General features: G+C 58.8%; 11 protein-coding genes, 1 tRNA gene and 2 rRNA genes. 10 read left to right on the forward strand and 4 right to left on the reverse strand.

Features of this window, described 5'->3' with window-relative positions; translation table 11 throughout:
• Window positions 1–10: 10 nt before the first annotated feature.
• Window positions 11–646, reverse strand: a complete 636-nt coding sequence (locus CL1_RS06840; protein WP_014789153.1) for an MBL fold metallo-hydrolase — start codon at window positions 644–646, stop codon at window positions 11–13.
• A gap of 159 nt (window positions 647–805) precedes the next feature.
• On the opposite strand from CL1_RS06840, the gene CL1_RS06845 reads away from it, so the two are divergent.
• The 7 genes from CL1_RS06845 to CL1_RS06875 all read left to right on the forward strand — a co-directional run bounded on the left by CL1_RS06845 (window position 806) and on the right by CL1_RS06875 (window position 8,788).
• The gene (locus CL1_RS06845; RefSeq protein WP_048152407.1) at window positions 806–1,510 is read left to right on the forward strand and encodes a DUF1614 domain-containing protein; all 705 of its coding nucleotides are present in this window, start codon (window positions 806–808) and stop codon (window positions 1,508–1,510) included.
• A gap of 54 nt (window positions 1,511–1,564) precedes the next feature.
• Complete coding sequence (locus tag CL1_RS06850) at window positions 1,565–2,404, forward strand: ribose-phosphate diphosphokinase (RefSeq protein WP_014789156.1); 840 nt, start codon at window positions 1,565–1,567, stop codon at window positions 2,402–2,404.
• A gap of 404 nt (window positions 2,405–2,808) precedes the next feature.
• Window positions 2,809–4,295, forward strand: a 16S ribosomal RNA gene (locus tag CL1_RS06855).
• A 52-nt stretch (window positions 4,296–4,347) separates the two neighbouring features.
• A tRNA-Ala gene (locus CL1_RS06860) sits at window positions 4,348–4,424 on the forward strand.
• A 120-nt stretch (window positions 4,425–4,544) separates the two neighbouring features.
• A 23S ribosomal RNA gene (locus CL1_RS06865) occupies window positions 4,545–7,573 on the forward strand.
• The 16S and 23S rRNA genes sit together here with 1 tRNA gene alongside, the layout of an rRNA operon.
• A gap of 166 nt (window positions 7,574–7,739) precedes the next feature.
• Window positions 7,740–8,216 carry a magnesium-dependent phosphatase-1 gene (locus CL1_RS06870; RefSeq protein WP_014789157.1) on the forward strand — a complete coding sequence of 159 codons (477 nt, stop codon included), beginning with the start codon at window positions 7,740–7,742 and terminating at the stop codon, window positions 8,214–8,216.
• A gap of 5 nt (window positions 8,217–8,221) precedes the next feature.
• Window positions 8,222–8,788, forward strand: coding sequence for a DUF366 family protein (locus CL1_RS06875; RefSeq protein ID WP_014789158.1), 567 nt, complete (start codon window positions 8,222–8,224; stop codon window positions 8,786–8,788).
• On the opposite strand, the gene CL1_RS06880 is transcribed toward CL1_RS06875, so the two are convergent.
• Complete coding sequence (locus CL1_RS06880; protein ID WP_014789159.1) at window positions 8,782–9,393, reverse strand: diacylglycerol/polyprenol kinase family protein; 612 nt, start codon at window positions 9,391–9,393, stop codon at window positions 8,782–8,784. The two genes, CL1_RS06875 and CL1_RS06880, sit on opposite strands and share 7 nt — an antisense overlap.
• Before the next feature lie 31 nt (window positions 9,394–9,424).
• The gene (locus CL1_RS06885; RefSeq protein ID WP_014789160.1) at window positions 9,425–10,309 is read right to left on the reverse strand and encodes a hypothetical protein; all 885 of its coding nucleotides are present in this window, start codon (window positions 10,307–10,309) and stop codon (window positions 9,425–9,427) included.
• A gap of 129 nt (window positions 10,310–10,438) precedes the next feature.
• On the opposite strand from CL1_RS06885, the gene lysS reads away from it, so the two are divergent.
• Window positions 10,439–12,019 (forward strand): lysine--tRNA ligase, encoded by a 1,581-nt coding sequence (gene lysS / locus CL1_RS06890; RefSeq protein ID WP_014789161.1) that lies wholly within the window; start codon window positions 10,439–10,441, stop codon window positions 12,017–12,019.
• 119 nt (window positions 12,020–12,138) lie between these two features.
• Complete coding sequence (locus CL1_RS06895; RefSeq protein ID WP_014789162.1) at window positions 12,139–12,723, forward strand: indolepyruvate oxidoreductase subunit beta; 585 nt, start codon at window positions 12,139–12,141, stop codon at window positions 12,721–12,723.
• 10 nt (window positions 12,724–12,733) lie between these two features.
• Here CL1_RS06895 and CL1_RS06900 read toward each other — a convergent pair whose 3' ends face one another.
• Window positions 12,734–13,900: an MFS transporter gene (locus CL1_RS06900; protein WP_014789163.1), complete on the reverse strand. Its 1,167-nt coding sequence runs from the start codon at window positions 13,898–13,900 to the stop codon at window positions 12,734–12,736.
• An 88-nt stretch (window positions 13,901–13,988) separates the two neighbouring features.
• Between CL1_RS06900 and CL1_RS06905 the strand changes: the two genes are divergently transcribed.
• Window positions 13,989–14,903, forward strand: coding sequence for a phosphate signaling complex PhoU family protein (locus CL1_RS06905; protein ID WP_014789164.1), 915 nt, complete (start codon window positions 13,989–13,991; stop codon window positions 14,901–14,903).
• Window positions 14,904–14,923 lie beyond the last annotated feature (20 nt).

The raw sequence follows: 14,923 nt of genomic DNA on the forward strand, positions 1-14,923 counted from the left end.
GGTTCCACCGCTAGACGGTGAACTCCTCGTAGTGCTCCAGGGGCTTGACGAGGGCCCAGATACGCCTTTTCTGGAGTTCCTCGCGGAGCTTGTCGGGACTTCCCGTTCCATAGACCCCGTAGTGCATTGGGATAACTATCCTGGGCCTGATGTCCTCCACTATCTGGGCCGCTTCGCGCTCGTTGGCGGTTGAGCGGCCGCTTATGGGTACGAGGAGGACATCGACCTTCCCCCTGAGCCTCTGAAGGGTGGGGGTTGAGTATGTATCGCCGGTGTGGAAGAGCCTCTTGTCGCCCTCTATCAGATAGCCCAGCGGATACTGGCTAGAGGGGTGCTCCATGTAGATGGCGGTAACTCTGACCCCGTTCTCGAGCTCGATGGTTTCCCCGTCCCTTATCTCTCTGACCCTGGTCACTCCATCGCTGATGGCCATCATGTAAACCGGCTTCGGCCCTATCACCGTGGCACCACGGAGCCTTGAGAGGAGTTCTACTTTGCCGTAGTGGTCGGTATGTTCGTGGGTTATCAGTATGTAGTCCACCTCGCCTATCCTGTCGTCATCAACCTCTGGGTAAGGGTCGATCAGCAGTCTCACGCCGTTGGTCTCGACCCAAAAGCACGCGTGTCCGTACCAGATAATCTTCATCTGCTCTACCACCTCTGGAGGTTTCGGCGAGGTGGACTTAAAGTTTTTCCTGAGGAACTCGGGGGACGCCCTTGCCCGGCGCAGGCTTTATATATCCTCCTTCCCCTTCAAATTGTGAGAGCGGAAATCCAGGCCCTCAAAGGGCGGGAGGCTGTGATGATGGGCAACCGCCGCCTGATAGTTCCTCCGGTTTCGCTCCCGGTGCTCATAATAATGGGACTCATCTTCATCATTGCATTCGTTTTTTTCTCCGGGGCGGTCATGGCGGCGTTTGAGAAACTCGGAATTCCGCCTGAGGTTGCTTACTCTCTCTTCTTGCTGGCCCTTTTTGGGAGCTTTATCAACATACCCGTGGCCGAGGAGACCTCCTACGAGCCCGTTCTGAAAGTGAGGGAGGTGAGGTTCTTTGGCATACCCTATCCGGTCCCCGTCTTCGACTGGGAGGAGAGGAAGGTGATCATAGCAGTGAACGTCGGTGGGGCCATCGTTCCCGTTAGCGTGGCCTTGTACGAGATCCTAAGAATGATCTATCAAGGCAACTGGGGACTGCTTTTCAATGCCCTTCTTGCAGTTCTCATAGCGGCCCTCTTCAGCCACGCCGTTGCTCGGCCGGTAAGGGGTCTCGGCATAGCCATGCCGTTCTTCCTTCCGCCCATCATAGCTATAGCACTCGGCTGGCTCCTGGGAGGGAGCAACCCGAACGCGATAGCCTACATAAGCGGAACCCTTGGGGTTCTCATAGGGGCCGACCTCATGAACTGGAACCGAATAAAGAGGCTTGGCGCGCCGATGGTCAGCATAGGAGGGGCCGGAACCTTCGATGGAATCTTCCTCGCCGGAATAATTGCCGTTCTTCTGGTATGACGGTGGGTTTTTAAGGCAAGGATTAGACATTCCCATGACAAAGAGGTGGTGCTCATGATAGTGGTTGGAAGCGGTGCCAGGCATCTTGAGGACGAGATAAGGGCCCTTGGAGGCGAGCTGATTGAGGTCGAGATAAGGAAGTTTCCGGACGGCGAGAAGTACGTTCGCGTTCTCGGCTCCGGTGAAGAGGCTACCGTCGTCCAGTCCACCTTCGCGCCCCAGGACGAGAAGATAATCGAGCTCCTTCTCATAGCCGATGCCCTCCGGGAGCGGGGGGTGGAGAGGCTTAGAGCCGTCGTTCCATACTTTGCCTACAGCAGGCAGGACAGGGTTACAAAGGAGGGCGAGCCGGTAAGCGTTAGGGCGGTGATGAGGGCTCTCGGGTTATACTACGACGAGCTCTACGTCTTTGACCTTCACAACCCAGAAACGCTGAAGTTCTTCCCTGGAAAAGCCGTGAACCTCTCACCGGCGAGGGCAATAGCGGAGTACTTCGCGGAAAGGTTGGGTGAGGGAATAGTCCTTGCCCCAGACAGGGGCGCGCTGGAGAGAGCGGCGGCGGTTGCGGAAAAGCTCGGCCTCGAGTACAGCCACTTTGAAAAGAGGAGGATTTCGCCCACAGAGGTTCAGATGAGGCCTGTTGATGTGGACGTTAAAGGGAGGAACGTGCTTATAGTGGACGACATCATAAGCACCGGTGGGACGATGATTAAAGCGGCGAACCTGCTCAGAGAGATGGGCGCGGAGAAGGTTTTCGTTGCCGCCACCCACGGGGTCTTTGCGGAGGGAGCCATAGAGAGGGTGAGCAGGGCTGTGGACGAGCTGGCTGTCACCAACACCATACCAACCCCCGTTTCGAGGATAAGCATAGTGCCCGATGTGTTGGCCCTGTGATTTTCCCTCATTTTCCACGGTGGAGGTACAAAAATTTTTGCCGTTTTTATGTCTAAATTTGTGCATTTTGTCGGAGAATTTTGACTGTCTCTTTTTTAAAAATAGGGCCGCTTAAGGGTTTTGCAAAAATTTTGTATCGGTGGGGTTCCGCCCTATTGGGTGGAGCGCCCGAACAGGGCGCGACAAAACCCGGGCGCCAAGACGGCGGCGTCGGGGGGACAGGGTGCAAAGCACCCACAATGAACCCCGCCCTCCAGCCCGGGTCACAGCAATGTGCGCTCCCGAGGAAACGCCGAAAGGCGGACCCCTCGGGGGTAAGGCAGGCCCGGCACCTCGACCAAACCCCGGACGGACATAGGTACTTCCCCTTTGAGGGAAGTCCCACCGGCCGTACTCCTTGCTCAATTCCGGTTGATCCTGCCGGAGGCCACTGCTATGGGGGTCCGACTAAGCCATGCGAGTCATGGGGCGCGCTCTGCGCGCACCGGCGGACGGCTCAGTAACACGTCGGTAACCTACCCTCGGGAGGGGGATAACCCCGGGAAACTGGGGCTAATCCCCCATAGGCCTGAGGTACTGGAAGGTCCTCAGGCCGAAAGGGCGTAAGCCGCCCGAGGATGGGCCGGCGGCCGATTAGGTAGTTGGTGGGGTAACGGCCCACCAAGCCGAAGATCGGTACGGGCCATGAGAGTGGGAGCCCGGAGATGGACACTGAGACACGGGTCCAGGCCCTACGGGGCGCAGCAGGCGCGAAACCTCCGCAATGCGGGAAACCGCGACGGGGGGACCCCCAGTGCCGTGGCATCGCCACGGCTTTTCCGGAGTGTAAAGAGCTCCGGGAATAAGGGCTGGGCAAGGCCGGTGGCAGCCGCCGCGGTAATACCGGCGGCCCGAGTGGTGGCCGCTATTATTGGGCCTAAAGCGTCCGTAGCCGGGCCCGTAAGTCCCTGGCGAAATCCCACGGCTCAACCGTGGGGCTTGCTGGGGATACTGCGGGCCTTGGGACCGGGAGAGGCCGGGGGTACTCCTGGGGTAGGGGTGAAATCCTATAATCCCAGGAGGACCGCCAGTGGCGAAGGCGCCCGGCTGGAACGGGTCCGACGGTGAGGGACGAAGGCCAGGGGAGCGAACCGGATTAGATACCCGGGTAGTCCTGGCTGTAAAGGATGCGGGCTAGGTGTCGGGCGAGCTTCGAGCTCGCCCGGTGCCGAAGGGAAGCCGTTAAGCCCGCCGCCTGGGGAGTACGGCCGCAAGGCTGAAACTTAAAGGAATTGGCGGGGGAGCACTACAAGGGGTGGAGCGTGCGGTTTAATTGGATTCAACGCCGGGAACCTCACCGGGGGCGACGGCAGGATGAAGGCCAGGCTGAAGGTCTTGCCGGACACGCCGAGAGGAGGTGCATGGCCGCCGTCAGCTCGTACCGTGAGGCGTCCACTTAAGTGTGGTAACGAGCGAGACCCGCGCCCCCAGTTGCCAGTCCTCCCCGCTGGGGAGGAGGCACTCTGGGGGGACCGCCGGCGATAAGCCGGAGGAAGGAGCGGGCGACGGTAGGTCAGTATGCCCCGAAACCCCCGGGCTACACGCGCGCTACAATGGGCGGGACAATGGGATCCGACCCCGAAAGGGGAAGGGAATCCCCTAAACCCGCCCCCAGTTCGGATCGCGGGCTGCAACTCGCCCGCGTGAAGCTGGAATCCCTAGTACCCGCGTGTCATCATCGCGCGGCGAATACGTCCCTGCTCCTTGCACACACCGCCCGTCACTCCACCCGAGCGGGGTCTGGGTGAGGCCTGGTCTCCCTTCGGGGAGGCCGGGTCGAGCCTGGGCTCCGTGAGGGGGGAGAAGTCGTAACAAGGTAGCCGTAGGGGAACCTACGGCTCGATCACCTCCTATCGCCGGAAAGTCCGTCCGGGGGGTCTAAGAGGTGCCGGGCCTGCCATCGTGGGCCGGTAGCTCAGCCTGGGAGAGCGTCGGCTTTGCAAGCCGAAGGCCCCGGGTTCGAATCCCGGCCGGTCCACCACGAAGAGGTGCACATCCCGAGCACGGCTCGGGGTGGAAGGGTCCGAGACCCCGAACAGGGGTCACGATGAGGACCGTGCACAGGCCGATTGACCCAAAAAATGCCCAGCCCCCTGAGTAGGGGGCAGAAAACCTAAGCCGCCTGGTGGATGGCTCGGCTCGGGGCGCCGACGAAGGGCGTGGCAAGCTGCGATAAGCCCCGGCGAGGCGCAGGCAGCCGTCGAACCGGGGATTCCCGAATGGGACCTCCCGCGGCTCTTGCCGCACTCCCAGTCGGGAGGGGGAACGCGGGGAATTGAAACATCTTAGTACCCGCAGGAAAAGAAAGCAAAAGCGATGCCGTGAGTAGGGGCGACCGAAAGCGGCACAGGGCAAACTGAACCCCGGGCCGAAAGGTTCGGGGGATGTGGTGTTGTAGGGCCCCCGAAAGACCCTCGCGGGTGAAGCCGAAGTCCGCTGGAACGCGGCGCCGTAGAGGGTGAAAGCCCCGTAGGCGCAAGCCCGCAGGGTCTTGGGGTGTCCCTGAGTACCGTCGGTCGGATATCCGGCGGGAAGCTGGGAGGCATCGGCTCCCAACCCTAAATACGTCCCGAGACCGATAGCGAACTAGTACCGTGAGGGAAAGCTGAAAAGCACCCCTGGCAGGGGGTGAAAAGAGCCTGAAACCAGGCGGCGATAGGTGGGTGCGGCTCGAAAGGGCTGACCCTCCCCGAAGGAAACACGGGCGACCGTGGAGTACGAGGGGAGGCGACCGGGGTCGCACCGTCCGTCTTGGATCACGGGGCAGGGAGTTCACCCGAGCGGCGAGGTTAAGGGGTTCAACCCCGAAGCCGAAGGGAAACCGACAGGTCCGCAGCCCGTAAGGGCGAGGGACGGGGTGTGAAAGCGCCCGGAGTCGCTCGGGTGAGACCCGAAGCCGGTCGATCTAGCCCGGGGCAGGGTGAAGTCCCTCAACAGAGGGATGGAGGCCCGCTAGGGATGCTGACGTGCAATTCGCTCCCGTGACCCCGGGCTAGGGGTGAAAGGCCAATCGAGGCCGGCGATAGCTGGTTCCCGCCGAATTATCCCTCAGGATAGCCCGGCTGGAGGTAGGCGGTGGGGTAGAGCACTGATTGGGGGTTTAGGGGGAGAAATCCCCCGGCTCCCTGTCAAACTCCGAACCCACCGCCGCCGTAGAAGGCCGGAGTAGGGGGGCGGTGTAAGCCGTCACCCGAGAGGGGAACAACCCAGACCGGGGTTAAGGCCCCTAAATGCCGGCTAAGTGTTACTCCAAAGGGTGTCCCTGGCCTTAGACAGCGGGGAGGTAGGCTTAGAAGCAGCCATCCTTTAAAGAGTGCGTAACAGCTCACCCGTCGAGGTCAGGGGCCCCGAAAATGGACGGGGCTTAAGCCGGCTGCCGAGACCCCGGCGCACGGACCGATTGGTCCGTGATCGGGTAGGCGGGCGTGCCGGTGGGGTGGAAGCCGGGCCGTAAGGTCCGGTGGACCCGTCGGTATTGTGGATCCTGCCGGGAGTAGCAGCATAGCCGGGTGAGAATCCCGGCCGCCGTAGGGGCCAGGGTTCCACGGCAATGTTCGTCAGCCGTGGGTTAGTCGGTCCTAAGCCAGCCCGTAACTCGGCGCTGGCGAAAGGGAAACGGGTTTATATTCCCGTACCGCGGTGGTAGGTGCGGCAACGCAAGCCCAGAGGGTGACGCCTCGGGGTAGGCGGACCGGTCCACAAGGCCGGCTAAGCGTATAAGCCCGGGGAGTGCCGTAATGGCGAGAACCGGGTGAAAGCGCGAATGGCCTCCCGTAAGGGGGGTTCCGCCGATCCCTGGGGCCCGTGAAAAGCCCTCTGGGAACGATCCACCGCGACCGTACCGAGAACCGACACTGGTGCCCCTGGGTGAGAAGCCTAAGGCGTGTCGGGGGAAACCCAGCCGAGGGAACTCGGCAAATTGGCCCCGTAACTTCGGGAGAAGGGGTGCCTGCGGGTGCGTAACCCGCAGGTCGCAGTGACTAGGGGGGCCCGACTGTTTAGTAAAAACACAGGTCCCAGCTAGCCCGAAAGGGTTTGTACTGGGGCCGACGCCTGCCCAGTGCCGGTATGTGAAGCCCGGGTACAACCGGGTGAAGCACCGGTAAACGGCGGGGGTAACTATAACCCTCTTAAGGTAGCGAAATTCCTTGTCGGTTAAATGCCGACCTGCATGAATGGCGTAACGAGGCCCCCACTGTCCCCGGCTGGGGCCCGGCGAAACCACTGCCAGGCGCATATGCCTGGGACCTCCGGTGGGAAGCGAAGACCCCATGGAGCTTTACTGCAGCCTGCCGTTGCCATACGGCGGGGGGTGCGCAGCGTAGGCGGGAGGCGTCGAAGCCCGTCCTCCGGGGCGGGTGGAGCCGTCCATGAGACACCGCCCACCCTCTGCCGTATGGCTAACCCCCGATGGGGGGACAGCGGTAGGTGGGCAGTTTGGCTGGGGCGGCACACCCTCGAAAAGGTATCGAGGGTGCCCTAAGGTCGGCTCAGGCGGGTCAGGAATCCGCCGTAGAGTGCAAGGGCAAAAGCCGGCCTGACTGGACCCGTAACAGAGGCGGGTCCAGCCGCGAAAGCGTGGCCTAGCGAACCCCTGTGCCTCCCCGGTGGGGGCCAGGGATGACAGAAAAGCTACCCTGGGGATAACAGAGTCGTCTCGGGCGAGAGCCCATATCGACCCCGAGGCTTGCTACCTCGCTGTCGGCTCTTCCCATCCTGGCCCTGCAGCAGGGGCCAAGGGTGGGGGTGTTCACCCATTAAAGGGGAACGTGAGCTGGGTTTAGACCGTCGTGAGACAGGTCGGATGCTATCTACCGGAGGTGTTGGCCGCCTGAGGGGAAGGCTCCCCCAGTACGAGAGGAACAGGGAGCCGCGGCCTCTGGTCTACCGGTTGTCCTACAGGGCATAGCCGGGCAGCTACGCCGCGTCCGATAAGGCCTGAAAGCATCTAAGGCCGAAGCGGTCCCCGAAAATAGGCGGCCACTCCCAGGCGCAGGGGGTCGGGCGACCGGTCCTTTGCCTGGGACGAGGGCTCGGGAAGAAGACCCGTTTGATGGGGCGGGGGTGTAAGCGGGAAGGGAAACCGACCCGTTCAGCCTGCCGCTCCCAACAGCCCGAGGTTTCTGCCCCTGAAAGGGGGGCTGGGCATTTGATAGGTCAATCGGCCTGTGCACGGTCCTCAAGCCCTTAAATCTCGTTTCCCTTCTGGTTGATTGCATTGCTATGTTGAACCCCCAGTTATGATGCTTCTCCGCAACTGTTAAAATCCTCCAGCGGAGCTTTTCTTGGTGGTATGATGATACTGCTCGTTCTCGATCTGGACGGCACCCTGTGGGATCACCCCGACGCCTCCCGACTCAGTCCATCCTACGAGTTCCACGGCGATTATCTGGTTGATTCTACAGGCGAGGAACTCCATCTCTTTCCAGGGGTCAGGGAGTTCCTCGAATGGTCGGGTGAGAGGTTCGTTCTGAGCATAGCGAGCTGGAACGTTGAAGAGAAGGTTAGACCAATCCTCGAAGGCTTTGGCCTTTGGGACTACTTCAGGTTTCCAAAGATAGAGAACCACCCGGACAAGGCGGATATGATAACGAGAACGCTCCGAGAGCTGGAGCTTTCGGGATACGATGTTGGGGGAGTCATCTACGTGGACGACAGGGATATACACATCGATGACGTCAAGATGGCCGTTCCAGGGGTTGATTTCATTCACATGTGGGTGGACGTAAAGAGTTTTGAGGAGCTAATGCAACTGCTTGAAAAGCTGGGGTGATTGCTATGGAACTACTTATTGTAAAGGGCAGGCGTATAGACTACGACGGTTCGGCCATTCAAAGCCACTGGGCCTACAGGAACTTTGGACTCCTTGGCAACTCACTCGTCGTCTTCCGTGGAAAGTGCGACGTCAAGGTCGAGGAGATGATTGACATCGAGGACCTCCGCCAGAGCAAGGAAATCAGGAGCGACGACATGGTGCACTACATAATCGAGGTCTTCGATTTGGTGAACACCCTCTTCGCCTCAACCCTTCAGAAGCTCTTCATAGCGAGGCTCTGCGAGGTCCTGGCTGAATATGGCGTGAAAACCCACAGAAAGGGCGATGACATCTACGTCAACGGTAAAAAGCTCAGCATCTCTATAGCCACGGTTTCTCCCGTCAGCGTCAAAATCCACATCGGGATAAACGTCGAGGCGAAGGGTATTCCTAAGGGCGTAGATGCCATCGGCCTGAAGGAGCTAGGTATAATTGACGTGGAGGGCTTCATGGAAAAAACCGGAAAGGCCCTCATGGAAGAGTTCAAGAAAGTGAAGAAGGACAGCCTCAAGGTAAGATGGGCTCAGTAGAGGAGGAACAACAGGCTTCCGACCAGCGGAACCGCCAGGTTGTCGTCGAGCCAGGGCTGGTATTCCGCGAGCATCAGAAGGGCCGCCCAGCCTATTTTTCCCATTGCACTCGCGTTGAGGAAGATGAACGCTATCATCGCCGCGGTCACGAGATAGCCGAGGCTGCCGGTCCAGTGCTTCTTGAGCTTGACGTTGAAGCCGTTGCGTTTGAAGTAGAAGTGCCTGATTATCCCGGTGACGCCGTCGCTTATCGCCATGGCAAGCAAGAGGGCAGTCGCATAGCTTCTCGGCAGGATCAGGGGTATAGCCGAGGCCGAAAACGCGAAGAACACCTCGCCGTAGTTGTGCTCTATCTGGTACCACGAGAACTCTCTCTTTTTGATATGGGGCCAGAGCTGAAAGACCCCGAAGATGAACGCCGCCGCGCTGAAAACCTCCGCGGGTATTTTCCCGTAGTAGAACATCAGAACAGCGGGAACGATGCTGAAGTGGATTATCTTCCTGTTCACCCACACCCATTCCGGCCCGAGCTTCTTTGTGATGCCTATCGCAAGGAGTATGAACGTCGCGGCGATGGCCGCGTAGATTACCCAGCCGGGGAGCATGCTTTCCACCAAAAATGAGAGGGGGTTGGGGTTAATATGGGTTGCTCCCGAAGGCCTTCCCAACGGTCTCCAGCGCGGTGATGAAATCACTCGCATGGACGACGATGTGCCACTCCTCGGTTCTTGTCAGTTCTCCCCTGGATTTGCCAACAAGTTCGCCATAAAGTCCCTGAATTTTAACCCTCGGTTCCGTCGTCGAGAGCTTGAGCGTTATCTCGACTGGCCTTCCGTTCTCCCAGACGATGCCGACTTTCAGTCCCGCCCTTGTCTCCCTCCTCTTCTTCAGGCCGAGCTTCAGATAGCCGAGCCGTTCCTCAGGGACGCCGTTCTCTTTGGCCTTCTCCCTGAAATACTCCTCCGCAAGCGTCAGCCCGTGAAGCCCAAGGGAGTATCCAAATACGGGGATTCCGAGGTCTTTTCCCCTCCTCCCCTTGTAGGTGTAGACCTCTATCCTTCCTCCCGAGCCCCGGGAGGCCGTGTAGAATCCGTTTCCACCCCCGTCTCTGAAATCGCCGAGGAACTCCACCAGCCCATCGTACGCCGAAAATGGCAGCGAAAAGCTCGCCCACGTCCCCCAAACACGTGGAGGAACCGAGACGAAGCCGAGCTCCTCAAGGTGATATTCCTTGGGCCTGGGCCTGAGCACCAGAAAACCCCTTTCCGTGAGCTCAAGCTCCAGGGAAGACCTCTCACCCGGAACCACTGTAAACTTGCCATCACCTTCAAAGTCCCTCGCCTTTAGAAGGCGGCCCCTGCGAACCCGCCGTTCCTCCCGCGAGCTGACGACCACCGGGATGGGTGTTTTCTTCCCGCTCTCCCGGTCGTAGGGCACCTTAAAGCCCGCCTTGAGGAGCTCTTCCTGGATTTCCAGAGAAGCAGGGAAGAAAACCTGTGCCCTCCTCAGTTCAACTTCCATGGACAGCCCTCCTTTACTCCCGCAGGTAGTTTTACCCTTTTAGTTTATAAAATTTTCCGTTCTTGGGTTGTTCAGTTTGCCGAGCTTAAGCTTAAAAGGCCCTCGTCAGAGCTAAGCGCGGTGGTGAGAATGGTTCACTGGGCTGACTACATGGCCGAAAAGATAATCCGCGAAAGGGGCGACAAGGAGGAGTACGTGGTAGAGAGCGGAATCACGCCGAGCGGTTACGTTCACATAGGAAACTTCCGCGAGTTCTTCACGGCCTACATAGTGGGTCACGCTTTGAGGGACAGGGGAAAGAAGGTTCGCCACATTCACATGTGGGACGACTACGACCGCTTTAGAAAGGTGCCGAAGAACGTTCCGCCCGAGTGGAAGGAGCACCTCACGAAGCCGGTTCGCGAGGTTCCCGACCCATGGGGCTGCCATGACAGCTACGCCGAGCACTTTATGGAGCTTTTTGAGGAGGAAGTTAGGAGGCTCGGCATAGAGGTGGACTTTCTCCACGCCTACGAGCTGTACAAGTCTGGCGAGTACGCCGAGGAGATAAAGCTCGCCCTTGAAAAGCGCGATGAGATAAAGGCCATACTCGACAAGTACCGCGAGAGGGCCAAGCAACCCCCTCTGGAGGAAGACTGGCAGCCGGTGATGGTCTACTGCCCGAAGTGCAGGAGGGAGGCCGAATTCATCTCCTGGGACGGCGAGTGGAAGGTTTCCTACCGCTGTCCCCACTGCGGGAGCGAGGGCGAGACCGACATAAGGGAGGGCAACGTCAAGCTCCGCTGGCGCGTGGACTGGCCGATGCGCTGGGCACACTTCAAGGTGGACTTCGAGCCTGCAGGGAAGGACCACCTAGCGGCAGGCGGCTCATACGACACTGGCAGGGAGATCGTTGAGAAGGTCTTTGGCTGGCCTGCACCCATAGACCTGATGTACGAGTTCGTCGGAATCAAGGGGCAGAAGGGCAAGATGAGTGGCTCGAAGGGTAATGTGATACTCCTCAGCGACCTCTACGAGGTTCTTGAGCCAGGAATAATCCGCTTCATCTACGCCAAGGCGAGGCCCAACAAGGAGCTCAAGATAGACCTCGGCCTCGGCCTGCTCAACCTCTACGACGAGTTTGACAGGGTGGAGAGGATTTACTTTGGTCTGGAGAGTGCAAAGAACCTCGAGGAGGAGGCCGAGCTGAAGAGAACCTACGAGCTTTCGATGCCGAGGGTTCCGGAGAGGCTGACTGCTCAGGCCCCCTTCAGGTTCCTCGTTACACTCGTCCAGATGCCACACCTGGACGAAAATGGCATAATCCGCGTCCTCCAGGAGCAGGGACACGTTCCTGGGGAGCTGAGCGGTGAGGACGTTGAGCGCATAAGGCTTCGCATAAGGCTCGCTAGAAACTGGGTCGAGAAGTACGCTCCGGAGAACGTGAAGTTCAGCCTCCTTGGGAAGGTTCCGGAGCTCGAACTCAGGCCGGAGGTACGGGAGGCCATGCTCGAGGTCGCGGACTGGCTTGAGAGCCGCGAGAAGTTCACCGTTGATGAACTCAACAACGTGCTCTACGATGCCGCCAAGAAGCGTGGGATACCCAGCAAGGAGTGGTTCAGAGCACTCTACAACCTCTTCATAGGCAGGGACCGCGGCCCGAGGCTCGCGAGCTTTCTGGCCTCGCTCGATAGGGAGTTCGTCGTTAAGCGCCTCCGCATGGAGGCGTGATTTCTTTTTTCAAGTTTTGCCGGTGTGATTCACAGTATTTTCGGGTGCTCCCTTCATCTGCCGAAGTTTCTCGGCAACAGGTTTTTATCCCTCCACTCCAACTGAATCCGGTGGTGCTCATGGAGTTCAACCTCATAATCACCGGAGTCGGCGGTCAGGGAGGATTAACCCTTTCGCGCATCGTTGGGAACGCGGCGATGCACGAGGGCTACAACGTCCGCATAGGGGAGACCCTGGGAATGAGCCAGCGCTACGGGAGCGTTCTAAGCTACCTGCGCTTTGGGGAGGAGGTCTACTCGCCCCTCATCGAAGAAGGTAGAGCCAACCTCATGTTGGCCCTCGAGCCGGCCGAGGCACTAAGGAACGCCCGCTTTCTGGGTAAAAACAGCGTGGCCGTCATCAACGCCTACCCCATACATACCGCAACGACCCTCGTTGGCAAGGAGCGCTATCCTTCCCTGGAGGAAATCGAGGAAGCGGTAGCGAGAATCTGCCCGGTTCACATGATGAACTTTCAGCGCAAGGCGGATAGGATAAACCCCAGAACGCTCGGTGTCCTGATGCTCGGCTATGCCTACGGGAAGGGCCTGGTACCGCTCAGGAAGGAGTCCCTCTACGAGGGTATAAGGCTCACCCTGAGGGAAAAGCTCTGGGAGGTCAACTTCAGGGCCCTGGAGCGGGGAATCGAACTCGCGAAGGACTGAGCTTTTCTTTTCACTTGTTGTGCTTTATGAAGAAGGCGTAGAATATCGCCGTCGCTATCACGTAGAGCGTCGCCGTTGCGTAGAAGGGATAACTCAGGGACATTCCGAAGAGCAGACCGCCGACGTAGTTTCCACCGCCGCGCATAAATGTGGAGAATGCCCTCCTGATTCCCGCCGCGGTCGCCTTCTCCTCCGTTGAGAAGAATCCCATCATGAAGGAGTCGTTTATGGGCCACACGATGTTCATGAGGATCGAGCGGATTATGTAGAGGGCCGCCGCCAGCAAGAAGGTCTCTATCGAGGGGAATATGGCGAAGAGAAAGGCCGCCATGCTCTGGAAGGACGTTATGACCTTGACCGGCCCTATCCTGTGAACCAGCCTCGGAAGGCCGAAGGAGCCCAGGCCCATCGCGAGCTGCTGGAGGAAGAATACCCCGCTTATGGTCGCGAGCGTCTGTCCGAACTGGAGCTTGAAGTAGATGCTCATGTAGGGTATCGTTATTCCGGCACCGAAGCCTATCAGAGCACTCGGCAGGGAAAACTTGAGTATCTTCACGACCAGCTCACGGTTCCAGTTTATCTTCGGGTTCCTGACCGGGACGTCGCTTATTATGAGCAGCGCCGGGATCACGAGGGCGAACTGGAGGAGCGCAAGCGAGACGACCAGCCGGTAGGCGGTCCCCTCACTCAGCCCCAGTCCGGTGAAGAAGTCGGGTGCAAAGCCCGCTATCAGGACTCCAAGGGCGTTGAATATCGTCCCGAGGCCAAAGCTTATCGAGAAGGCGTGGTGTCTCCGTTCCTCGCCGACCTCCTCGCTGAGGAGGGCGGTGAAGTTTGGCTGTCTCATACCCATGTTGGCGCCAACCAGGAAAAACCCGATGGCGAGGACGTAGTCGTTCACCGCCGCCACCTGGAGGAGTCTCCCGGCCAGCCCCAGGAGGGCGGAGATGATGAGGGTTTTTCTGTAGCCAAGTCTCAGTGAAACCTGGCCGGCTACCAGAAAGAACAGCCCGCCGGTAAACGTCTGTATCGAGAAGAACGTCCCCATCTGTGCCATGTCGTAGCCGAGAACGGCCAGATAGAACGGCATAATGAATATGGAGAACTGGAGGAAGAGCTGACCGGCCGCGTTCGCCGCTATGAGTATCTTCGCGTCCCTTCCGTAGCCTGAGAGCATAGTGAAACGTCCCTCATAGCGTTTATAAGCCTATCGAATCGAAGCCTTTTATACCTCCCGCGCCTTCTATATATTGGCGGTGGTATCTATGGAGTTCAGAAAGATACAATTTACCGGCAGGAGTTCATACATAATCTCACTCCCAAAGAAATGGGTCCGGGAGCACGGGCTTGGCCAGGGCGACGTCGTTCCCCTCTCCATAAACCCTGACGGGAGCATAACCATCTTCCCCAAGGAGCCGAGGGAGGTAAGCGAGAAGAAGGTTCTCCGCATATCGAGGGAGTACTCTCCCGACATGGCCGTCCGCCTGGTAATATCTGCCTACATTCAGGGCTACGACGTCCTCGAGATACACCTGGCGGAGGAGATGCCGATATACAAGGTCAAGATGCGAAAGGTTCTCCAGAGCCTTCCGGGAGTGGAGATAATCCTCGACGAGCCCCAGCGCATCGTCGCCAAAAGTCTCCTCGACGAGGAGGAGGTCAATCTGGCCGAACTCCTAAACAGAATACGCTCCCTCATAATATCTATGCTTGGTGACCTTGAGCTCCTCATTCAGAACCCTGGGGACGGTGAAATACTCCGGGACATCAGCGATCTCGAGAATGAGCTGGACAGGTTCTACTTCCTCATAATCCGCGCGGTGAACAGGCTCCTAACCAAGCGCGGTGTCACCGAGGAGAGTGGGATAATAAGGAGAACCTTTGACCTGCTCGGCATACTCTTCATAGTCCGCAACATCGAGCGCATAGGGGATCACATAATGCGCATAGCCGAGAACCCGGGGGAAATCAACGTTCCCTACTTGAAGGAGAAATTCGACCAGATGATGGCCCAGATAGAGGCGAGGGACTTGGGCAAGATAGACAGGTTGATGCTCGAGCTGAAGGAGGAGATACGCTCCATCGACTACCGCCAGTCAATCGCGCTTGAGAGCTACCGCAGGATTCTGGAGTACCTCGAGAATATAGGTGAGACCGTCATCAACATGGCCCTCAGCTGATTTCTCCTCGTTTCCATAAC

Source organism: Thermococcus cleftensis (assembly GCF_000265525.1).
Lineage (GTDB): Archaea > Methanobacteriota_B > Thermococci > Thermococcales > Thermococcaceae > Thermococcus > Thermococcus cleftensis.

Coding starts and splice junctions, on each gene's coding strand:
- CL1_RS06840 (WP_014789153.1), bottom strand. CDS start 646: ATGAAGATTATCTGGTACGGACACGCGTGCTTTTGGGTCGAGACCAAC.
- CL1_RS06845 (WP_048152407.1), top strand. CDS start 806: ATGGGCAACCGCCGCCTGATAGTTCCTCCGGTTTCGCTCCCGGTGCTC.
- CL1_RS06850 (WP_014789156.1), top strand. CDS start 1,565: ATGATAGTGGTTGGAAGCGGTGCCAGGCATCTTGAGGACGAGATAAGG.
- CL1_RS06870 (WP_014789157.1), top strand. CDS start 7,740: ATGATACTGCTCGTTCTCGATCTGGACGGCACCCTGTGGGATCACCCC.
- CL1_RS06875 (WP_014789158.1), top strand. CDS start 8,222: ATGGAACTACTTATTGTAAAGGGCAGGCGTATAGACTACGACGGTTCG.
- CL1_RS06880 (WP_014789159.1), bottom strand. CDS start 9,393: ATGCTCCCCGGCTGGGTAATCTACGCGGCCATCGCCGCGACGTTCATA.
- CL1_RS06885 (WP_014789160.1), bottom strand. CDS start 10,309: ATGGAAGTTGAACTGAGGAGGGCACAGGTTTTCTTCCCTGCTTCTCTG.
- lysS (WP_014789161.1), top strand. CDS start 10,439: ATGGTTCACTGGGCTGACTACATGGCCGAAAAGATAATCCGCGAAAGG.
- CL1_RS06895 (WP_014789162.1), top strand. CDS start 12,139: ATGGAGTTCAACCTCATAATCACCGGAGTCGGCGGTCAGGGAGGATTA.
- CL1_RS06900 (WP_014789163.1), bottom strand. CDS start 13,900: ATGCTCTCAGGCTACGGAAGGGACGCGAAGATACTCATAGCGGCGAAC.
- CL1_RS06905 (WP_014789164.1), top strand. CDS start 13,989: ATGGAGTTCAGAAAGATACAATTTACCGGCAGGAGTTCATACATAATC.